The following is a 21,106-nucleotide window of genomic DNA, read 5'->3' on the forward strand; positions in this document are numbered from 1 at the left end:
AACCCTACCGGCTTTGCATAAAAAACCTCAGACGTAATACGTCTGAGGTTAATATGATTGATTTAAATCAGATTATTTTTTAGCGGGAACTTCTTTTTTTCCGCTTTTAAAGATTTTCTCAAGAATTCTTAAAGTAATCAGATAGGTAGGCTTCACTCCTGTAAGACCAAGACCTCCTGAAGATAACGTACTTCCTGTTTCCAGGGGATTATCCGATGCATAATACGCATAGCATACAAACAGGTCCGGTGAAATATGGTGTCTGATTTTAGAAGCCACCTGAATTGCTTTCTGGTAATGCGCGCCTTCCATTTCAAGACCGATTGCTCTCCATGAAGTATTCATAAAATAGGAAAGAATATCTCTGTTTTGAAGTGAGGTTCCTAAAACAGTAATCATAGGACCTTCGAATGCTTTAAGCTCGTCATCTTTAAAATCCTCCAGTTTCAGGGCATTTTCGAAAGGATAGTTATCTGCAGTTCCTTCAAAAATATGAGAGGTAGGAATCATAATATCTCCTTTCTCTCCTGTAAGGATACCAGCTTTTCCCATGATGGAAACAGACTTCACATGCATCATATACACTTCTCCTTTATGTTCAAAAGGTTTAAGCAGCTCATCCATTACTTCAAAAGCCTGCTCTCCGAATGCATAGTCGAATACCATAATAACATCATCACCGGAAAACTTGCTGTCACTGAAAGGAGTATTCTTCAGATCGGTTTTGCTCAGGTCGATAATCTGAACATCAATATTACTTCCGCTTTTATCAGCAATATGAATCATCCCTTCATCCAAAGCATACTTCGAGACTTTATCACGAAGATCTTTTTTGTTGGAAATGTCTTCGTATAGTTTGTAGTCTACTTCATGATGTGGTTTCTTTTTAAGTGCCTCATTCGCATACAGCATATTTTTTACAGAGTGCATGTTGGCAGAAATAATGTGCAAAGGACGCATATGAAGGTTGTTTTCAAACAAAACTTCTTTCACTTTGTTGGCCCATTTTTCTCCGAAGTAGTGATGCCCTACTCTTTCTTTTAGTATCGCACTGAAATGAATTTCTCTTTCTCTTGTTTCTTTAGCATCCTCAAGACTTACCTTTCCTAAGTTATAGATAATTTTAAACAAACGGTCAGGATTGTTATCATCCCCGAAAGTATTATATGCTCTCAGTGTTTCATCGAAAGTTCTTCCTATTAAAGAAGAAAGGTGAATAAGTGCCACTTCTTTTTCTCTTCTGCTGAATTTCTTTTCTCCTTTCACTACCTCTTCAATAATTTTAAAGGCACGTGTCGGTTTCCAGTTTTCATCCTGAATGAAAGCCAGGTTACGGATTTTATCTGCTTCTATAAATAGGAATGTCAGGTGGGTAAGAATGTCATAAATTTCGGAACGGCCCAAAAGAACCTCAATATTCATCTGGTGTTCGTCTATTCTATAACAGTTTCTTCTTCTTTTCTTAGGTACAATAGGTTCGAAACTTCCTTTATCAAACCCTTCGTCAGATGTAAGATGAATAAAAGCACATTCTTCAATTCCTTCCGGAAGTCTGTCTAAAACGTACATCAAACCGTCAAGTTCCAATTTATTTGGAATATTCATGGTACCATAAATCTCCGGATTGATTGTTTTTAACAAACTTCTAATGCTTTCTCCTGAAACACCCCCCGGCTTGAAAAATCCTCTATAAAATAAATGTCTCATAGAGATATATAATCTTTCAATAGCCTCTGTTGTTTCTCTTGCTCTAGAATTTGTCATAAAATAAATTTCACACAAATATACGAAATCTTTGTCCATTTTATTTTAACTATCTTTTAATAAGTAGTTTAATTCCCTTTATTTTCATATCTTATATACGTAGGCCCTTTCATATATATTTCAGAATCATTTCCCCCATAAAAGCAGGCTTGGGCCATTCAATTCAAAATCCGGACTGTTCCGCATGCCCCTGTTAAAAACGTTAAACTAATGTTTAATTTGTATAAATTTTCAAAGTACCCCTATTTTTTTTAGGGTCAAATCATTTTCGTTTCATTTTTTTCGTAAATTTGCCCCATAAAAATCACCCTAATATGTCAACCTTAAGATTCAAAGCGCTAGAAACCCTTCCATTTAAGGACTTCAGAAAAGATAATTCTGTTGAAGTTCCTGCCAAACTATCAGAACTATTCTGCAAAAATGTTTTCTCAGAAGAAACCATGAGAGAATATTTAACAAAAGAAGCATTCGGTTCTATTATGGATGCTATTAAAAAAGGAACTAAAATCCAGAGACATATCGCAGATCAGGTAGCAGTTGCGATGAAAGACTGGGCTATGAGCAAAGGCGTAACCCATTACACTCACTGGTTTCAGCCTTTAACAGGGACTACTGCTGAAAAACATGATTCTTTTTTTACTCCAATTGAAGGTGGCAGAGCCATCGAAAGGTTCAGCGGAAATATGCTGATCCAACAGGAGCCTGACGCATCTTCTTTCCCGAACGGAGGAATCAGAAACACTTTTGAAGCAAGAGGATATACGGCCTGGGATCCTACTTCACCGGCATTCATTATGGGGACTACATTATGTATTCCATCAATCTTTATTTCTTATACAGGAGAAACCTTAGATTATAAAGCTCCTCTTTTAAGAGCTTTGAATGCTGTAGATGAAGCTGCAACCAACGTGATGCAGTATTTTGACAAAAATGTAACGAAAGTAACACCAACATTGGGTTGGGAACAAGAATATTTCCTGGTTGATTCTGCATTATATCAGTCTCGTCCGGATCTTGTATTAACGGGTAAGACTTTATTAGGCCATTCTCCGGCTAAAGGACAACAGCTGGACGACCATTATTTCGGATCTATTCCTACAAGAGTAATGAACTTTATGAAGGAACTGGAAATCGAGTGTATGAAACTGGGTATCCCTGCAACGACAAGACACAATGAGGTAGCTCCCAACCAGTTTGAACTGGCTCCGATGTTTGAAGAGGTAAACGTTGCTGTAGACCACAATTCTTTATTGATGGACATCATGGCAAGAGTAGCGCACAAACATCATTTCCACATTCTATTCCATGAAAAACCTTTCGCAGGAGTAAACGGAAGTGGTAAGCACAACAACTGGTCTCTGGCAACTGACACAGGGGAAAACTTATTAAGTCCGGGGAAAAATCCTAAGAAAAATCTTCAGTTTTTAACATTCTTCGTGAATACAATTAAAGCTGTTCACGAATATGCTGACCTTTTAAGAGCAAGTATCGCTTCTGCAAGCAATGACCACAGACTTGGTGCTAACGAAGCTCCGCCGGCAATTATTTCGGTATTCATCGGAAGCCAGTTGTTCAGTGTTTTAGAAGAACTTGAAAAGGTAACAAACGGTAAATTATCTCCTGAAGAAAAAACGGAATTAAAACTAAATGTTGTCGGAAAAATTCCTGAAATTCTTTTAGATAATACAGACAGAAACAGGACATCTCCATTTGCATTTACAGGAAATAAATTTGAAATCAGAGCGGTAGGTTCTTCTGCCAACTGCGCGGAATCCATGACAGTAATGAATACTATTGCTGCAAAACAGCTGAATGATTTCAAAAAAGAAGTAGACAGTCTTATCGAAGGAGGACTGAAAAAAGACGAAGCCATCTTTAATGTTCTAAGAGAATATATCAAACAGTCCAAGAGCATTATGTTCGAAGGTGACGGCTACTCTGATGACTGGGCAAAAGAAGCCAAGAAAAGAGGATTAAACAACTTAAAAACAACTCCGGAAGCCTTAAAACAGGAAATGGACAAAAAATTCTTAGATCTGTATGAAGAGATGGGAATTTTCAACCACAGAGAAGTTGAAGCCAGAAACGAAATCAAACTGGAGAAGTATTCTACCGTGATTGATATTGAAGCAAGAGTACTAAGTGATATCGCAAGAAATCACATTATTCCTTCCGCTTTAAATTATCAGAACAGATTGATTGAAAACGTTAAAGGTCTTAAGGACATTTTCGGGGATAAAGAATTCAAGCCACTGGCAAAAGAGCAAATGAGCCTGATTACAAACATTTCTGAAAATGTTTCAAAGATCAAATTAGGCGTTGAAGATCTGATTAAAGCCAGAGAAGCAGCAAAAAGCTTAGCCAATAGCCAAAAGCAGGCAGAAGAATACTGCAACAAAGTAAAACCACTGTTTGACCCGATCAGAGAAGCTTCCGATGCGCTGGAAATGATGGTGGATGATGAGCTTTGGCCAATGACAAAATACAGAGAAATGTTGTTTACAAAATAACACCTGTAAAGTTCCATATTAGTTTAAATTCCTCGGTTTTCCGGGGAATTTTTTTGTTTTATTAACAACCTTCAAAAGTGGAGTTGTAAATTTCAAACTACGATTTATAGAAGAAAATCGATTAAGTTTGTTAAAGAATCTTAATAAAAAAAACCGCAGACTTGCCAAAAATGGGGAGTTGCGGTTTATTTTTCTTTAACATATGTAAACAATATGTTAAAATGTGTTAAAATAAGATCCTGACAATTATCATATCAGGGGTCTTTTAATCGGAATCTCTACTTTTGTAATGCTTTTGAAAATAAATATTCCTTTTAACACGGTTAATCAAATATATATGAAGAAAAGAGTTTTGTTTTATTTAGTTGCTTTAGTTACTACAGTTTCTATGCAATCGTGTGCTACCAATTATGTGGTTTCAAAACCAGCAACTTACGCTAAAGAATACAAAACAGATGCCAAACTAGCTTCTATAGATACTAAAAAAATGGAGCAGGATAAGCAAAAGCTTATCAATTCTTTTCTTGATGAAAAGGCAGCATCTATAGCAAATGCTAAAAAATCTATTAAGAATTCTGAGATTGCTAAAGCAATCAAACACAATAAAACTATTGACGGTATCCTTACAGAAGCTGAAACATACCTTGGAACGCCTTACAGATACGGAGGAACTACAAGAAACGGTATTGATTGTTCAGCTTTCGTTCTTTCTGTATTCGGAGCAGCAGCAGGCCTTAGCTTACCTAGAGTAGCAGCCTCTCAGTCTCAGGAGGGAGAAAGAGTAGAAAAAGGAGATTTACAAAAAGGAGATCTTATTTTCTTTTCACATGGAAGAAGAATTTCTCACGTAGGTATTGTAGAAAGTGTTTCTGAAGAAGGTGAAATTAAATTCATCCATGCAGCAACATCAAAGGGAGTAATGATCTCTTCACTTAACGACTCTTATTGGGGACCTAAGTTCAGATTTGCAAAAAGAGTGATCAATGAAGAAGGAGAATCATACAATAACTTAGCAGCAGTTACTCCAGCTACACCAGCAAATTTTTAATTTTTTAAATAATTGATTTAAATAATGAAGCCATCAAAATTTTGATGGCTTTTTTATTGCTTATCCGTCTTTTAAAAAGAAATAGATCTCAACAGGAAAGGAAGGTGTATTGATCAGTATATTTTAAAATTTAATCCTTATCAATTACAATGTCCAGCTTATACAGCAGACCATAGACTTCAGACAATGAAAATTTAGCCTTTTTAAGCTTATTTAAAGCCGGATCTATAGAATAACCGAATGAAGTCCTCAGATCGGCCTTTTCAAGGATTGTATTATCAAAGACTGCACCTGAAAGATCACAACCGCTCAGTATGGCATAAGAAAGATCACATTCTGTAAAATCAACTTCAATCAGTCTTGAATTCTTAAAGACTGTTTTTTTTACGGAGGTTTGGTAGAATACCGAATTATTCAATAAGCAGCCATCAAATGTAAAGGAAAGGCCAAACGCATTACAAGTGTTAAACTGCAGCCCGAACATTTTACATTCTTTAAAAACGGCATCGTGAAAAGAGGTTTTCACAAGCTTAGCCATGCTTAAGTTACATCCTGTAAATTCACAATTTTCAAAACTGAAGCCGGATATATCTGTATATTCAAAATTACAGTTTATGAATCGGCAGTTCTCATATTCCCCTTTATTGAATGGAAGTCGGGAAAAATCGGTGTTTTCAAAATTTTGATCTGCAATATAAGCTTCTTTCATAGCATACAATTTTGGATGGAAATACTATTACTTCCACAGTGTATATAAAAACAAAATGGTTGTTCCGTATGAAAATTATACCAGACTGTTCTTATCAGAATAATTAAGTTTAAAGAAAATAAATGTCATCATAGAAAAGGCCAGCAAAGAACTTCCTCCATAACTAAAATACGGAAGAGGAATCCCTACGGTCGGGAAAAGCCCCATAACCATCCCTAAATTGATCGAAAAGTGCATCAGCAGAATGGAAGCAAAACAATATCCGAATACCCGATTAAAAGTAGATTTCTGTTTCTCAGCCAGGTAATAGATACGTCCGATAAACACCAGATAACACAAAACGAGCAGAGCACTTCCTACAAACCCCCATTCTTCCCCTACTGCGCAGAAAATATAATCGGTCTGCTGTTCCGGAACAAATTTACCCTGAGTGACAGACCCTTCACGGTAACCTTTTCCTAAAAGGCCTCCTGATCCGATAGCTGTTTTGGAATATAATAAATTATAACCTGATGTATCTCTAAATGCTTTTTCTCCTTTATAAAGAACCTCGATTCTTTCTCTCTGGTGTTTTGGCAATTTTTCTAAAATAAAAGGGGAACCGAAAGCCAGCCCGCATAATAAGAGAATGGACCCAGTAATTCCGGAAATAGAAATTACATCCCAGGACATCCTGTGATAATTCATTGCAATCAGGACACCGGCAATCAATACTACCGCTGCCGCAACATATACCGGAGGTATTGCCAGTGAAACAAGAAAAACTGCTGCAAAAATAAATCCTACCCCAAACAATAATCCGCTTAATCCTTCCCGATAAAGAGCGATAAAGAATGCTATAAATACGAGCATGGATCCAACATCCGGAATAGCAAGAACTACTGCTGCCGGAATACCCACAATAGCCAATGCCATCAATAATGATTTTCTGTTAGCAAGGTTAAAATCCGGACCCGAAACATAATTGGCAAGCATCAGAGCGGTTCCGATCTTCGCAAATTCTACGGGCTGCATGGTAAAACTACCGAACTTGTACCAGTTCTTCTGTCCGAGAATTTCTTTACCAAAAGGGAAAAGGCCGATCAGCAGCAATACGCCGCCAATGTAGATGATTCCTGCCATATTCTCAAAGAATTTACTTCGGCTAAAGAATATAATAATCCCCACAAATAAAGAAATTCCGAAAAAAACCAATTGTTTTTCACCCAGCTTCTGATCCACACTGTAAATATTTGCAATCGCAAAAACGCAAAGCAGGACGTACAGTCCAAGACCAAGTTTATCTATTCCTTCTGTCCATTTCATTGCTTTACAGGTTTTTTAGGAGTGTTATTATTTTGAGTTCCTTCTTCTGTTTTCTTCTGAAGGCCGGCTTTTTGCTGTTTAACACGATCCAGACTATCTTTTATTCTTTTCCGTTTAATTGAGTCAGGTCTAGGATCAACATATAAACCTTTACGTTTTAAATCTGCAACCCATTGTCTTTTATATTCCGGCATAAAACTCGAGGTGATCATTTTTTTATACAAATTTTCCCTCTTCAAATCACCGGTAATATATTTTTCTGCAATCACCGTACAAGCCGGGCCCGCCCAAGTAGCTCCAAATCCGGCATGTTCCATTACAGCAACCACAACAATTTTCGGTTTATCAGCAGGAGCAATCAGTACAAAAATAGAATTATCCTTTCCCTGCGGAACCTGCGCAGTACCTGTTTTGGCTAATTGTGTAAAATCATTGGATTTTAATCCTCTTGCCGTTCCTCTCAAAACCACAGCTTCCATACCTTTTAAAACAGGTTCAAAATGTTTAGGATCAACTAAGGTCTGATGTTTAACCTTAAACCTTGGGTCAGGATTTGGTTTCCCGTCAATAGCTTTTACGATATGAGGCGTATAATACCATCCTCTGTTAGCGATAGCACTCACATAATTGGCGAGCTGAATAGGAGTTACCAAAACATCACCCTGCCCCATTCCGTTATAAATGGCACCGGTTGACATTTCATCCCAGTTTTTAAAGTCCGTTCGCTTGGAACCGCTTGCTTTCATGATGGCTTTAAATCGTCTTTCATAAAAATCTCCGGAAGGTATCCTGCCTTTTGCACCCACGGCGAAATCATTATTTAAAAACTCTCCGACTCCAAAGCTGCTCATGATTTTTTTCCATTCGTCAACTCCTTTTGAGGGATTTCCCGGATATTTTTTGATGATGGCAATAAATGCATAGGTAAAAAAACAGTTACTGGACACCTGAATGGAAGGAATCAGGGGCTCAGCTCCACCATGTCCTTTAATCCTTTTACCTTTATAGAAAAATCCGCCTCCACACGGAAAAATAGTTTTTTCATCCATTACTCCCATTTGCATGGCAGCCAGGGCAGTCAGTAACTTAAACGTTGAACCCGGAGGATATCCTGCCTGTAAGGAACGGTCAAAAGTAGGTTTATTTTCATAAAGCGTATCTTTTGACAGAGCATATAAATTTTTAGACTTATAGGGTCCGGTGAAAAGATTAGGATCAATATCCGGCCCGGTGGCTGCTACAAGTACTTCTCCGTTATTAGGGTCTATTGCTACAATTGCACCGTGTTTGTTGACCATCATTTCTTCAGCTGTTCTCTGAAGATCATAATCAATAGTCAACGTAATATCTTTACCCGTAATCACATCCTTATCCAAAGATCCGTTTTTATAAGAACCAATATTTCGAAGCCTGATGTCTTTTTGGATATATTTCATTCCTTTTACTCCCCGAAGGACTTTCTCGTAGGATTTTTCAACCCCTGTTTTTCCGATAAAATCTCCCGGTAAATAGTAAATAGAATCTTTTTTAATCTCTCTTTCATTCACTTCACTGGTATATCCCAAAAGGTTACCTGAAGTAGAAACTTCATACTGGCGCTGAGGTCTCTGCACAATATTAAAAGCCGGATATTTAAAAATAATTTCCTGGACTCTCGCAATATCTTCCCTGCTGAGGTCTTTCAGAAAAGTCATCGGGGTCAGCTTAGAATAATATTTTTCTTTTTTAATAATATTGATTTTGTTGATAAAATCAGACTTACTGATCTTCATGAGACTACAGAAGCCTAATGTATCAAAATCAGGTTTCATTAACGCCTGAGTAAATGAAATTTCATAGGCAGGCTGGTTACCCACCATAATTTTTCCGTTCCTGTCAAAAATAACCCCGCGCTGAGGAATTACGTATTCGATTTTAATGGATGTATTGGCTGCATTTAAAGCATAACGGTCCGTAAACAACTGTAAATAAGAAAGCCTCGCTACAAAAATAAGAGCGATAGCAACAAGGACGGAAAAGATTTTTAAATAACGTGTGTTCAAACTTTTTGTTTGATTTTAAATATTAATGCGTAAACAACTATAAATATAAATGAAATTACACTGGTCACCAACACATTAAATAAAATTTCAAAAAATCTGCTGAACTTAAAGAACTCAATATACTGTACTAAAAGCTGATGCAGAAAAATACTTGAAAATAAAAACAGCAAAAACTGCGCCCATTGCAGGGACTGAAAAGAGAAAAAGTCTGTAGACGTATCTGTAGATGTTCTGAAGATCAATGTTCTGAAATAGGCAATCAACGTGGTAGCAAAAGCATTGATTCCCCATGAATAAAGAAAACCGTCAATTGATAGGCCTATTAAAAAACTTAATGCCAGAAACTGAAATTTATTTCTGAAGAAAGGATAAAACATAACGAATACCGGGTATAATACCGGTGTATACTTCCCGAAAATCGTAATCCTGTTCAATACAAAAATCTGTAATGCAACAAGAAAAATCATGATCAATATGTCGGTAAATAAAGTCCTGCTAATCATTTTCTTTTTTTATTACAGCCTGCATAGTATCCTGAATCTTTTGCACCTCGGCTTTTTTAAGATTCTTTACTACGTATACTTTACTTAAAGCACCCATTTTTTCACTCAGCTCTACGGAAATATCCCAGAAACCGGTTTTATTATCTACGGAATATCCCGCAATCGTTCCAATCATGACCCCTTTAGGAAAGATGGCAGACTTACCGTCTGTCACTACGCTATCTCCTACTTTTAAGGCAACATATTTAGGAATATCGGCAAGATGCATTACCCTTGAATTATCTCCGTTCCAGGTAAGGGTACCAAAGTATCCGGAATTTTTAAGGGCTGCATTAATTCTGATTCTGTTGACACTTAATACGGACTGAACCAGGGCATAGCTATCTGTAGAATTGATAACAATTCCGGCAATACCTCTTGGAGCCATTACTCCCATTTGAGGAAACACCCCGTCTCTTCGGCCACGGTTGATCGTAAAGTAATTATTTCGTCTGTTGATACTGTTAAAAACAATCTCTCCGTCAACGAAAGTATAAATCTGCCCGCCCCCTATGGTATCATGAACTCTTTTGAAAACCGGATTTTTAGCGCCTTCTTTTCCATAAAGCTCAGTCATAAGAGCTTTATTCTGAGCTACAAGATCCTCATTGATCTGTTTAAGCTTCAGATAAGAAACTCCTTCGTCAATATATCCGGAAATCCAGGAATTCAGCGCAGCTGTTTGTCCCGCAATCCAGGATCTCTGCATGGCGTTTCTGGAGAATATCAGAACCAGAGCAATAATTTGCAGAAATATAAAGAAGACAAAAAGAGTGTTCTTCGAAAATAATCTCAGCAAAAATCCCATTCAGATATAGTGTCGTAAAAAGTTAAAATTATTTAATTAAGAAATTGAATTTATCCATATTCTTAAGTGCAATACCTGTTCCGCGAACAACAGCTCTCAACGGATCTTCAGCAACAAACACAGGAAGACCTGTCTTTTTGTGAATTCTATCCGCAAGACCTCTTAGTAACGCACCTCCTCCGGCAAGATAAATACCGGTTTTATAAATATCCGCAGCCAATTCCGGCGGAGTAAGAGAAAGTGTTTCCATTACCGCATCTTCAATTCTGATAATAGATTTGTCTAATGCACGGGCAATCTCTTTATATCCAACCATAATTTCTTTCGGTTTCCCTGTGATCAGGTCTCTCCCCTGTACAGGAATATCCTCGATATCTACATCAAGATCTTCTACTGCAGAACCTACTTCAATTTTGATTCTCTCAGCTGTTCTTTCTCCGATATAAAGATTATGGTGAGTTCTTAAGTAATAAGCGATATCATTGGTGAATACATCCCCTGCAATCTTCACAGATTTATCACATACGATACCCCCTAAAGCCACTACAGCAATTTCTGTAGTACCCCCTCCTATATCAATGATCATATTTCCTTCAGGCTTCTGTACATCAATACCTACTCCTATCGCGGCTGCCATTGGTTCGTAGATTAGTCTTACTTCTTTAGCGTTTACTTTCTGAGCAGAATCTCTTACCGCTCTCTTTTCAACTTCAGTAATACCAGAAGGAATACAGATTACAATTCGTAATGCAGGCTGAATGAATTTACCTTTGATTCCGGGAATTTTCTTGATGAATTCCTTGATCATGTGTTCAGAAGCATGGAAATCAGCAATAACCCCGTCTTTCAGAGGACGGATGGTTTTGATGTCCTCGTGAGTTTTACCTTGCATATGTTTAGCCTGCTCACCGACAGCAATCGGCTTACCCGAAGAACGTTCAATTGCAACAATTGAAGGTTGATCTATAACAATCTTATTATTATGGATGATAAGGGTATTAGCAGTTCCAAGGTCTATCGCAATTTCTTGCGTAAACATATCAAATAAACTCATATTTTTCTTCTGATTTTAAGTTTACAAAGATATAAATTTAACAATACTAAAGAAATTTCCAAACAACATAATTTGGTTAAAATTTTATTAAAATTTATAATTCTTTATTAACTTTTACTTTAGATATTTACAGAGTTTGAGTTAAACTAAAATTAATGGCGTGTTAAAAGAGTGAAATTGCAGATTCACGGAAGCCTCAAAAGACAGGGAAAACCGAAAAAAAGCGAACGGTACGGAAGGCTTAAAACGGAAAAAAAGAAAGTTTCAGAAACAGAACTCCCTGAATACACAGAAAAAAAAGGAACATTTAGCCCTCTCTCAACCGTTTTTCAGTTTCATTACTTCATGACTCAACACTTTTTCACGTCTGCCGTCTTATAGTTTTTTACGATAATTATCATATACACTATCAGAGGGTGGTTAATTAAAAAAAACGTAAATTTGCGACTGCTTATGTTACAGTATTCCAATATCCATCAAACATCAAATTTTGCCGTGCTTTCTATAAGCTACGAAAAAGCCGATGTAGAAACGAGAGGAAAATTTGCATTCTTTGATGAAAACATCAAAAACTTTGTTTCCAGAGTCCACCAGGAAGATCTGGGCGATGCTTTTGTGGTTTCCACCTGTAACAGAACCGAGATTTATACAACCTCCTCCAATTATCTTTTAGTAGCTGAGGAATATTGTAAAACAATCGGAGTACATCTTACTGATTTTCTTCAGTTCGCTAACATCCTTACAAAAGAAGAAGCTCTGATTCATCTTTTCAGAGTGGCTGCCGGTCTTGAAAGCCAGATCATTGGTGACTTTGAAATTATCGGACAGATCAAAAAGGCCTACAGCCGGTTCAAAAGAGAAAGACAAAATTCCAACCCTTATCTGGAGAGAGCGATTAATGCTGCAATTCAGATTTCGAAAAGAATCAAAAACGAAACAGGTATTTCCAATGGAGCCGCTTCTGTTTCCTATGCTGCAGTTCACTATATTTTAAATAGCCAGAAAAGAATTAATGAAAAAAACATTCTTCTGTTAGGAGTAGGTGAAATCGGGCAGAATACGGTTGAGAACCTGGTAAAACATGTCTATCAGCCAAAAATTAAAATTGCCAACAGGACTCAGGAAAAAGCTGAAAAAATTTCCCAGAAATATAATATTCCACATGTCGACTATGCAGATTTTGACAAGGAATTAAAAAACACGGATATTCTCATTGTAGCAACAGGAGCTAAACATCCTATTGTTAATCAGTCTCATTTTCCGAACGGAAAAGAAACATTGGTAATTGATCTTTCGATTCCCCATAACGTTGAGAAGAATGTTACCGAAAATGAAAATGTAACATTAATTGACGTGGATGAGCTTTCTAAGCAGATTCAGGAAACCATTCAACAGAGAGAAAGAGAAATCCCAAAAGCTGAAAAAATCATCAAGGAACTGATGAAAGATTTTATTGAATGGGAAAAAAAGAGAAAACTCGCACCAAATATTCATCATTTCAAAGCCGTTTTAAAAAACATGGAACGCAATGAAATGCATAACTTTTATAAAAAGAATAAATATATCAACATTCCGGACATGGAACTTTCTGATAAAATGATCCAGAAAATTACCAACCGTTTTGCAAAATATATAATAGATAATCCTTTAAAAGCCGAAGAAATTAGTAAATTAATGCACGAAATATTAGTTGAACAACCAAACAACGAATTCAATGAAAAGCATTAGAATCGGAACAAGAAATTCCGCACTTGCACTTTGGCAGGCTAGAGAGGTTGCGAGGCACCTTCAGAACAACAATTATTTAACGGAAATCGTCCCTATCGTTTCTTCCGGCGACAAGAATCTTAATCAGCCATTATATTCTTTAGGAATTACAGGGGTTTTCACAAGAGACCTTGATGTGGCGTTACTTAATGACGAAATAGACATTGCCGTACATTCCTTAAAAGATGTTCCTACCCAGCTGCCTCAAAATATTGAGATGATTGCTTATCTGGAAAGAGATTATCCACAGGATATTCTAATCAGAAAGGAATCTGCAAGAAATAAAGAATTCCACGAGCTGAAATTAGCAACAAGCAGTTTAAGAAGAAGAGCATTCTGGCTGAGACATTATCCTGCTACTGAATTTTCAGACATCCGTGGAAACATTCAGACCCGTCTTCAGAAACTTGAAGACGGAAACTTTGATGCTACTATTCTATCATTAGCAGGAATCAAAAGAATGAAAATGGAAATCGATTACGAAATGCTTCCATTATTAATTCCTGCCCCGTCGCAGGGAGTTATTGCCGTAGCCGGACATTCTGACAAACCTGAGATTAATGAAATATTAGGCCAGATCAATCATAGGCCGACTCAGATCTGTGTAGAGATTGAAAGAAATTTCCTGAGCACTCTGGAAGGCGGCTGTACTGCGCCTATCGGCGCTTTTGCAGAAATCATCGAAAATCAGATCCGTTTCAAAGGAGCACTTTGCTCTTTGGATGGCAAAAACTGTATTGCTGTGGATGAAAACTTCGAGTACAATCCAACAGAGAATTTTGGCGAAAAGTATGCAAAAGTAGTTCTTGAAAACGGAGGAAAAGAATTAATGGCAGAAATCAAAAGCCAGATCTAACAGATTTTAAATTTCAATTTTCCCGGTTTTTCCATTTTCACAGCTGCAAACTTCAGGACATGAAAATCTTATTCACCAAAAATATAGACCAGACGCTTATATCCAAAGAATTAGGAGAAGATATTTCGGTGGACTGTATTGAGGTAATAAAGACGAAACCCATCATGATCAGCCCGTTTGAGTTGAAAAACTATTCTCTGATTTTCACCAGCGTCAACGGGGTGACTGCATTTTTTAAAAATCGTTTTAAACCCAACGAAGATTTTACGGCGAAGAACTACAATAAGATTTATTGTGTAGGTGAGAAAACAAAAAAAGAATTAAGAAAGAATGGTTTTGGAACTTTTAAGGTATTAAAAAATGCTGAAATGTTATCCCGCTTTATCATCGGAAAATGCCAGCATGAGCAGTTTCTTCATTTCTGCGGCAACCTTGCCATCAATGTCCTGGATAAAGATCTTCCCTTACAAAACATTAAGTACAAAAAAGTTACTATATATAATACGGAGGAAATCTATCCTCTAATAACTGAAAAATATCATGCTGTAGTATTTTTTAGTCCGAGCGGAGTTCGTAGTTTTGCAAAGCGAAATTCCATGGAAGGGATGAAGCTCTTTTCGATAGGAGAAACCACTTCCGGAGAGTTGAAAAATTATACCAAAGACCCTATTTTTACTTCTGAAGGCAATAATCTAAGCTCTATCTTTGAGCTGATCAGGAAAGAATTCGGAAGTCATTTTTAAGAAAGCCGGTACCGGAACTTTGGCGGTACGATTAGTTTAAATAGATTATGATTAAAAACGACCTATATTTAAAAGCACTTCGCGGAGAAACCGTTGAAAGACCTCCTGTCTGGATGATGAGGCAGGCTGGAAGATATCTGCCGGAATTCATTGCTCTGAGAGATCAGTATGACTTCTTTACAAGATGTCAGACTCCTGAGCTTGCTGCTGAAATTACATTACAGCCTATCCGCAGATTTCCTTTGGATGCTGCGATCCTGTTTTCTGATATTCTGGTAGTTCCACAGGCTATGGGAATTGATTTCAAAATGAAAGAATCTGTTGGCCCTTGGTTGGATACCCCAATCAGAACCATGGAGCAGGTTCAGAATATTGAAACTCCGGATGTGAATGATACTTTAGGATACGTTTTTGATGCCATCGAACTTACTCTTCAGAAATTAGACAATGAAATTCCGTTGATCGGTTTTGCCGGATCACCATGGACTATTCTTTGCTACTGTGTGGAAGGAAAAGGAAGTAAAGCTTTTGATATTGCAAAATCATTCTGTTTCCAGCAGCCTGAAGCAGCTCACTTATTACTTCAGAAAATCACTGATACTACCATTGCCTATTTAAAGAGAAAGGTAGAAAAAGGAGTTTCTGCGGTACAGATATTCGACTCATGGGGTGGAATGCTCTCTCCTACCGATTATCAGGAGTTCTCATGGCAATACATCAACCAGATTGTTGAAGCATTAAGCCCGCTTACCCATGTCGTGGTATTTGGAAAAGGATGCTGGTTTGCATTGGAAGACATGACCATGTCTAAAGCATCTGCACTGGGTGTTGACTGGACGATCAAGCCGGAATTTGCAAGAACACTGACCAATCATACGATGACATTACAGGGAAATTTTGATCCTGCAAGACTTCATTCAACCCCTGAAACCATCAAGAAAATGGTTACTGAAATGATTAACCGTTTTGGAAAAGACAGATATATCGCCAATCTTGGACACGGAATTTTACCTAATGTTCCGGTGGAGAATGCAGAAGCTTTTATCAGAGCTGTCGTAGACTGGAAACCTACACTATAAGAGCGGTTCAATCCGTCAGCCATATACAAAAAGCCCCATCAGTAATGACGGGGCTTTTTTATTCTTATGACAGGTATATATTGTTAACCCAGCATTCTTTGCGCCTTCTTAACACCTTCTACCAATACATCAATTTCTTCAAAAGTATTATATACTGCAAAGCTGGCTCTTACCGTTCCCGCAATATTAAAGAAGTTCATAATAGGCTGTGTACAATGGTGACCTGTTCTTACCGCAATCCCCATTTTATCCAGGATCATTCCCACATCAGAAGAAATACCTACTCCTTCCAGATTAAAAGAAACAACCCCTGTTCTCCTCGCTTTTTCGCCATAGATTTTAATCCCTTCTATTTCTAAAAGCTGTCTTTGGGCATATTCCAGTAAAGCATTTTCATGGTTCTGGATATTTTCATGTCCTACGCTGTGCATAAAATCGACAGCAGCTCCTAAAGCGATATTCCCGCCTACGTTCGGCGTTCCTGCTTCATACTTAAAAGGAAGTCCTGCATAGGTAGTCCCTTCAAAAGAGCAGGTAGCAATCATCTCTCCTCCACCGTGAAATGGCGGTAAAGCTTCCAGAATATCACGTTTACCGTATAAAATACCTGTTCCCATCGGAGCATACATTTTATGACCTGAAAACACAAAGAAATCACAATCCATTTTCTGAACATCTATGTTAAAATGAGGAGCTGACTGAGCGCCATCAATAACAACATAGGCATCCGTATTTTTTCTTGTTTTTGAAATAATCTCTTCAATAGGATTCACAATTCCTAATGCATTGGAAACCTGATTAACAGAAACTACTTTTGTTTTTTCACCTAACAACTGATCAAACTGATCCATCTGAAGTACACCATTCTCATCAATTGGGATCACACGAAGCTTTGCTCCTGTTCTTTCACACAGCATTTGCCATGGAACAATATTAGAGTGATGCTCCAGATATGAGATAATGATCTCATCATCTTTCTTTAATTTCTGTGTTAAAATATAAGCAATGAGGTTTAAGCCTTCTGTGGTTCCTTTTGTAAAAATAACTTCAAAATCATGTTCAGCGTTAATGAATTTCTGGATCTTTCTTCTGGAAAGCTCCATCTCTTCGGTAGCCAATTGGCTCAGGGTATGAATCCCCCTGTGGACATTAGCGTTAAGTTCTGTATAATATGCATGACAGACTTCCAACACTGAATTTGGTTTCTGAGATGTAGCTGCATTATCCAGATAAACTAATGGTTTACCGTTTACTTCCCTGTCCAATATAGAAAACTGGCTTCTTATTTCCTGAATGTCAAACATTTATTTATTTTTTAAATTAAAACGTTCTTATTTAGAACTCTTCAAATTTACGGCTTTTTTTCTGAAAGGAAGCATTACAAGAAGTACTGATACTTGTCAGCTAATAGAAATATTCGATAGCTTATAGTGAAAAAAGCTGATGAGGAGAAAACGTACAAATACCGAAGTTCTGATAAAAGTCTTTTTATTCTGTTGTTGTTTGCACTCTTCAGCATGAAACAAAAAAACCTGCCAATATATATTGACAGGTCTTATATTCTTTAAATAAGCAATACTTATTCTGCAGATTTTTCTTCTGTTGTTGGAACATCAGGAGATTGAGTTGCAACTTCTTCTGCTTCTTCTTCATCTTCTTCATCCATTGCTGCTGCACCTCCTTTCATTGCATTTCTAGACATCTTAACAGCAACTACTACTGCGTTGTCAGGGTGCATGAAAGAATATCCTTCAGTTTTGATACCACCGATGTAAAGTTTGTTACCAATTCTTAATGGAGTAACATCTACAACGATTTCGTCTGGTAAGTTAGCAGGAATAGCTTTTACTTTTAGTTTTCTGAAAGACTGACGTAAAACACCACCAGCTACAACACCTTTTGAACGTCCAGTAATTCTTACAGGAACTTCCATGATAACTGGCTTATCGTCAGATAACTGGTAGAAGTCGATGTGAAGAATTTTGTCAGTGATTGGGTGAAACTGAATATCCTGAAGAACTGCTGGAATTGTTTTTCCGTCAACTTCAATAGATACCGTGTGTGCTTCAGGAGTGTATACTAACCCTTTGAAAGCTTTCTCTTCTGCAGAGAAGTTTAAAGGGGCTTCACCTCCATAAACAACACAAGGAACTAATTCAGCATCACGTAAAGCTTTTGTAGACTTTTTGCCCACGCTTTCTCTTTTTGTACCTTGAATTGTAATAGATTTCATTTATAAAAAATTTAAAAAATTATTTTAGTTTTGATTTGCAAACTTCTAAAAACCAATTAAATAACAAACTTGCTGCTAATTGATTTATGCTCATGAACCATTGTCATAACATCCGCAAATAACGGGGCGCAAGATAGCACTTTTATTTTAGATGACAAATTATTTTTAACAGGAATTGAGTCAGTTACAATAACTTCCAGAATTTTTGAATTCTCAATATTCTCGTAAGCCTTTCCGGAAAGCACTCCGTGAGTAGCCATTGCGCGAACTGTTTTTGCTCCTTTTTCAATTAAAATATCTGCGGCTTTACAAAGTGTTCCTGCAGTATCAATCATGTCATCAATAAGGATTACGTTTTTGCCTTTTACATCTCCGATAAGGAACATCTCTTCTACAACGTTTGCCTTTTTTCTTTCTTTATAAGCAATTACTACTTCTGCCCCTAAGTGACCCGCGTAGTTTTTTGCTCTTTTTGCACCTCCCATATCCGGAGAAGCAATAGTAAGATCTTCAAGATTTAAAGATCTGATATAGTCTACGAAAATAGTAGAAGCATACAGGTGGTCTACCGGAATTTCGAAGAACCCCTGAATCTGATCTGCGTGAAGATCCATGGTCATAATTCTCGTTGCTCCTGCCGCAGTCAGAAGATTAGCAACTAGTTTTGCTCCAATAGGTGCTCTTGGCTTGTCTTTTCTGTCTTGTCTTGCAAGTCCGAAATAAGGAATTACGACAGTGATGCTTTTAGCAGAAGCTCTTTTCGCTGCATCAATCATTAGAAGAAGCTCCAAAAGATTGTCTGCAGGAGGGAATGTAGATCCGATTAGGAAAACTCTTCCTCCTCTTACAGATTCGTCTAAAACAGGCTCAAATTCCCCGTCACTGAACTCCTGAAAGTTGATTTTTCCTAATTCTTTCCCATAATGTTGGGCAATTTTCTCTGCCAAGTCCCTGCTGGTTCTTGTACAAAATAGATAACTTAACTGATCGGCCATTTTTACTTTTTAAAAGATTTTGCAAATTTAAAAAAAAACCACAAGAATTACTCTTGTGGTTTTTAAGTTTTTTATTTCCTATTGATTATGGGAATTTTACACCTCCGTAATTATTAGGATTTACCTGTGGTAATGTTGATCTGTATTTAGCATTGATCGACTTAATAAATTCATTGGCAACAATACCGTACCCTCTTCCTGTCAGGTGAACACCATCCAGAGAGAATGCGCCTCCTGTTACAAACTTTGCTGTATATTTTACGCCATCAAATGAAATTCCTGACTGACCGTTGAGTTCAACCATTTTAGAATTAGCATCTACAAAAGCCAATCCATAAGAATCAGCAAGTGATTTGATAGACGCGTTATATGCATCCGTTGCTGTTTTTACATAAGCAGCCTCGGTTTTTGTTAATACGTGTTGGTTCTGCAATGGATAAGAAATACCATATACATTCACCGGAGCCGGAACCCCCGGCGCATTTGTATTAATTACAGAGCTCGTTGTAAGCAGGATATAATCATCCTGAGTAGCCTGTCTTGCCTGGCCGTAGATCTGGCCGAAAAGAGTGGCCTGAGCCAACCCTAGCGCCGGTGTTAAAGCCGCAGTAAGCTGGGCAGATAAATCCTGAAGGGCAACATCTTTAATCAGAACCGGGTTAGCAGAAGTAGAAGAAAGCAGATTAATTCTGTCTCCAGCACCAAAAGCAGTAAGTGCCTGTTTTAAAGGACCATATAAGCTTGTATTAAGAGCTGTCAGATTAGCTCCTAAAGCAGCTGGTGTCAAAGGGTTATACGGAACCGTTGTAAAGAAAGGTACTGAAGTAACATAAGGAATATTAGCAATAACTCCTTTTGTTGTCCCTACACTTTTAAGACCGTCTAAAACTCCTTTAATAGAACCCGCCACAACAGCAGGGTCAGAAATATCATTTGATTTATAAGTTCCCGGATTGGTATTTCCTGTCTGAACAGTTGCTGTTGTATATGTTGTCACGTTTCCTACCGTCTGGGAATTAGTTCCGCCATTGGTTGCATAAGACAATACATCATTATTTCCTATCCAAAGAGAAAAGAATGTTGCTTTCTGAGCCATAGCATCCTGTAAAACACTGGTTGTAGCAGAAGAAGCAAACCTTACAAAGTAAGGATTAGCGGTTCCTGCTGCAAGACCTGCAGGATTCCCATATCCAGGTGCTACCAAATGAAATGATTTGGCCCCCGGAACGCCCATATTCTGATATGTACCTCCATTAGGCAGAATATCCAGCGTGGCAGCCGGCGCACTTGGTACCGGAGATAAAGCTCCGTTAACAACCTGAAGTGTTAACTTTCCGGGAAAGCCTGGAAGATTGGTAAAACCACCAATATCATTAGGGACTAAAGGCTGTTTGAAATCTCCGCTTCCAGCCAGCTTCATCTGACCGGCAATCATACTTGGATAAGATTCGTTCTGGCCGGAGCTGTATAAAGCTCCATTGCTGTATCCGGAAGTCAAAGAGTTTCCTAAAGATATATATTTTGAGAAATCAGCATCCCCTTTTGTTACAGGGATATCTTTCACATCAGTATCAAAGTCTGTTTTACAACTCGTTACCGTAAAAAGAAGTGCAGAAACCGCAATTGTTGATATTATAATTTTTTTCATAGT

At 37.6% G+C, this 21,106-nt stretch carries 17 protein-coding genes; 6 read left to right on the forward strand and 11 right to left on the reverse strand.

The window, feature by feature from the left end; all coding sequences use genetic code 11:
• Positions 1–72: 72 nt before the first annotated feature.
• A complete protein-coding gene (locus JO178_RS11550; protein ID WP_291935553.1) occupies positions 73–1,764 on the reverse strand; it encodes a hypothetical protein in 1,692 nt (563 codons plus the stop codon).
• 314 nt (positions 1,765–2,078) lie between these two features.
• On the opposite strand from JO178_RS11550, the gene JO178_RS11555 reads away from it, so the two are divergent.
• Together JO178_RS11555 and JO178_RS11560 are read left to right on the forward strand one after the other, a co-directional pair.
• Positions 2,079–4,274 carry a glutamine synthetase III gene (locus JO178_RS11555; protein WP_291935556.1) on the forward strand — a complete coding sequence of 732 codons (2,196 nt, stop codon included), beginning with the start codon at positions 2,079–2,081 and terminating at the stop codon, positions 4,272–4,274.
• 337 nt (positions 4,275–4,611) lie between these two features.
• Positions 4,612–5,322 (forward strand): C40 family peptidase, encoded by a 711-nt coding sequence (locus tag JO178_RS11560; protein WP_291935559.1) that lies wholly within the window; start codon positions 4,612–4,614, stop codon positions 5,320–5,322.
• A 130-nt stretch (positions 5,323–5,452) separates the two neighbouring features.
• Here JO178_RS11560 and JO178_RS11565 read toward each other — a convergent pair whose 3' ends face one another.
• From JO178_RS11565 to JO178_RS11590, 6 genes are all read right to left on the reverse strand, one after another.
• Positions 5,453–6,031 carry a pentapeptide repeat-containing protein gene (locus JO178_RS11565; RefSeq protein WP_291935562.1) on the reverse strand — a complete coding sequence of 193 codons (579 nt, stop codon included), beginning with the start codon at positions 6,029–6,031 and terminating at the stop codon, positions 5,453–5,455.
• A gap of 75 nt (positions 6,032–6,106) precedes the next feature.
• Complete coding sequence (rodA, locus tag JO178_RS11570; protein ID WP_291935565.1) at positions 6,107–7,336, reverse strand: rod shape-determining protein RodA; 1,230 nt, start codon at positions 7,334–7,336, stop codon at positions 6,107–6,109.
• Positions 7,333–9,378, reverse strand: a complete 2,046-nt coding sequence (locus JO178_RS11575) for a penicillin-binding transpeptidase domain-containing protein (protein WP_291935567.1) — start codon at positions 9,376–9,378, stop codon at positions 7,333–7,335. The genes rodA and JO178_RS11575 overlap by 4 nt, the downstream gene beginning before the upstream one ends.
• Positions 9,375–9,881, reverse strand: a complete 507-nt coding sequence (locus tag JO178_RS11580) for a rod shape-determining protein MreD (RefSeq protein WP_115968295.1) — start codon at positions 9,879–9,881, stop codon at positions 9,375–9,377. The genes JO178_RS11575 and JO178_RS11580 overlap by 4 nt, the downstream gene beginning before the upstream one ends.
• Complete coding sequence (gene mreC / locus JO178_RS11585; RefSeq protein ID WP_291935573.1) at positions 9,874–10,728, reverse strand: rod shape-determining protein MreC; 855 nt, start codon at positions 10,726–10,728, stop codon at positions 9,874–9,876. The genes JO178_RS11580 and mreC overlap by 8 nt, the downstream gene beginning before the upstream one ends.
• 28 nt (positions 10,729–10,756) lie before the next feature.
• The gene (locus tag JO178_RS11590) at positions 10,757–11,782 is read right to left on the reverse strand and encodes a rod shape-determining protein (protein ID WP_002982450.1); all 1,026 of its coding nucleotides are present in this window, start codon (positions 11,780–11,782) and stop codon (positions 10,757–10,759) included.
• A 453-nt stretch (positions 11,783–12,235) separates the two neighbouring features.
• Here JO178_RS11590 and hemA point away from each other — a divergent pair, with 453 nt between their 5' ends.
• From hemA to hemE, 4 genes are read left to right on the forward strand one after another with little or no spacing between them, the layout of a single operon-like run.
• Positions 12,236–13,510 (forward strand): glutamyl-tRNA reductase, encoded by a 1,275-nt coding sequence (gene hemA / locus JO178_RS11595; RefSeq protein WP_291935576.1) that lies wholly within the window; start codon positions 12,236–12,238, stop codon positions 13,508–13,510.
• The gene (gene hemC, locus JO178_RS11600) at positions 13,497–14,405 is read left to right on the forward strand and encodes a hydroxymethylbilane synthase (protein WP_291935579.1); all 909 of its coding nucleotides are present in this window, start codon (positions 13,497–13,499) and stop codon (positions 14,403–14,405) included. The genes hemA and hemC overlap by 14 nt, the downstream gene beginning before the upstream one ends.
• A gap of 59 nt (positions 14,406–14,464) precedes the next feature.
• A complete protein-coding gene (locus JO178_RS11605) occupies positions 14,465–15,148 on the forward strand; it encodes a uroporphyrinogen-III synthase (RefSeq protein WP_291935583.1) in 684 nt (227 codons plus the stop codon).
• Between the two features lie 47 nt (positions 15,149–15,195).
• Positions 15,196–16,227 carry a uroporphyrinogen decarboxylase gene (gene hemE / locus JO178_RS11610; protein ID WP_291935586.1) on the forward strand — a complete coding sequence of 344 codons (1,032 nt, stop codon included), beginning with the start codon at positions 15,196–15,198 and terminating at the stop codon, positions 16,225–16,227.
• 83 nt (positions 16,228–16,310) lie between these two features.
• Here the strand turns inward: hemE and JO178_RS11615 are convergent, their stop codons facing one another.
• The 4 genes from JO178_RS11615 to JO178_RS11630 all read right to left on the reverse strand — a co-directional run bounded on the left by JO178_RS11615 (position 16,311) and on the right by JO178_RS11630 (position 21,103).
• Positions 16,311–17,531, reverse strand: coding sequence for a cysteine desulfurase (locus JO178_RS11615; protein ID WP_291935589.1), 1,221 nt, complete (start codon positions 17,529–17,531; stop codon positions 16,311–16,313).
• Between the two features lie 275 nt (positions 17,532–17,806).
• Positions 17,807–18,460, reverse strand: coding sequence for a 50S ribosomal protein L25/general stress protein Ctc (locus tag JO178_RS11620; protein WP_291935592.1), 654 nt, complete (start codon positions 18,458–18,460; stop codon positions 17,807–17,809).
• Positions 18,461–18,516: 56 nt separating this feature from the next.
• Positions 18,517–19,455, reverse strand: a complete 939-nt coding sequence (locus JO178_RS11625; RefSeq protein WP_291935595.1) for a ribose-phosphate pyrophosphokinase — start codon at positions 19,453–19,455, stop codon at positions 18,517–18,519.
• Between the two features lie 85 nt (positions 19,456–19,540).
• On the reverse strand, positions 19,541–21,103 hold the full coding sequence (locus tag JO178_RS11630; protein ID WP_291935597.1) for a G-D-S-L family lipolytic protein: 1,563 nt from the start codon (positions 21,101–21,103) through the stop codon (positions 19,541–19,543).
• Positions 21,104–21,106 lie beyond the last annotated feature (3 nt).

The organism is Chryseobacterium sp. (assembly GCF_019236175.1).
Taxonomy (GTDB): domain Bacteria; phylum Bacteroidota; class Bacteroidia; order Flavobacteriales; family Weeksellaceae; genus Chryseobacterium.

Excerpts from the sequence above, each read along its gene's own strand:
- JO178_RS11550 (WP_291935553.1), bottom strand. The coding sequence starts at position 1,764 with ATGACAAATTCTAGAGCAAGAGAAACAACAGAGGCTATTGAAAGATTA.
- JO178_RS11555 (WP_291935556.1), top strand. The coding sequence starts at position 2,079 with ATGTCAACCTTAAGATTCAAAGCGCTAGAAACCCTTCCATTTAAGGAC.
- JO178_RS11560 (WP_291935559.1), top strand. The coding sequence starts at position 4,612 with ATGAAGAAAAGAGTTTTGTTTTATTTAGTTGCTTTAGTTACTACAGTT.
- JO178_RS11565 (WP_291935562.1), bottom strand. The coding sequence starts at position 6,031 with ATGAAAGAAGCTTATATTGCAGATCAAAATTTTGAAAACACCGATTTT.
- rodA (WP_291935565.1), bottom strand. The coding sequence starts at position 7,336 with ATGAAATGGACAGAAGGAATAGATAAACTTGGTCTTGGACTGTACGTC.
- JO178_RS11580 (WP_115968295.1), bottom strand. The coding sequence starts at position 9,881 with ATGATTAGCAGGACTTTATTTACCGACATATTGATCATGATTTTTCTT.
- mreC (WP_291935573.1), bottom strand. The coding sequence starts at position 10,728 with ATGGGATTTTTGCTGAGATTATTTTCGAAGAACACTCTTTTTGTCTTC.
- JO178_RS11590 (WP_002982450.1), bottom strand. The coding sequence starts at position 11,782 with ATGAGTTTATTTGATATGTTTACGCAAGAAATTGCGATAGACCTTGGA.
- hemA (WP_291935576.1), top strand. The coding sequence starts at position 12,236 with ATGTTACAGTATTCCAATATCCATCAAACATCAAATTTTGCCGTGCTT.
- hemC (WP_291935579.1), top strand. The coding sequence starts at position 13,497 with ATGAAAAGCATTAGAATCGGAACAAGAAATTCCGCACTTGCACTTTGG.
- JO178_RS11605 (WP_291935583.1), top strand. The coding sequence starts at position 14,465 with ATGAAAATCTTATTCACCAAAAATATAGACCAGACGCTTATATCCAAA.
- hemE (WP_291935586.1), top strand. The coding sequence starts at position 15,196 with ATGATTAAAAACGACCTATATTTAAAAGCACTTCGCGGAGAAACCGTT.
- JO178_RS11615 (WP_291935589.1), bottom strand. The coding sequence starts at position 17,531 with ATGTTTGACATTCAGGAAATAAGAAGCCAGTTTTCTATATTGGACAGG.
- JO178_RS11620 (WP_291935592.1), bottom strand. The coding sequence starts at position 18,460 with ATGAAATCTATTACAATTCAAGGTACAAAAAGAGAAAGCGTGGGCAAA.
- JO178_RS11625 (WP_291935595.1), bottom strand. The coding sequence starts at position 19,455 with ATGGCCGATCAGTTAAGTTATCTATTTTGTACAAGAACCAGCAGGGAC.
- JO178_RS11630 (WP_291935597.1), bottom strand. The coding sequence starts at position 21,103 with ATGAAAAAAATTATAATATCAACAATTGCGGTTTCTGCACTTCTTTTT.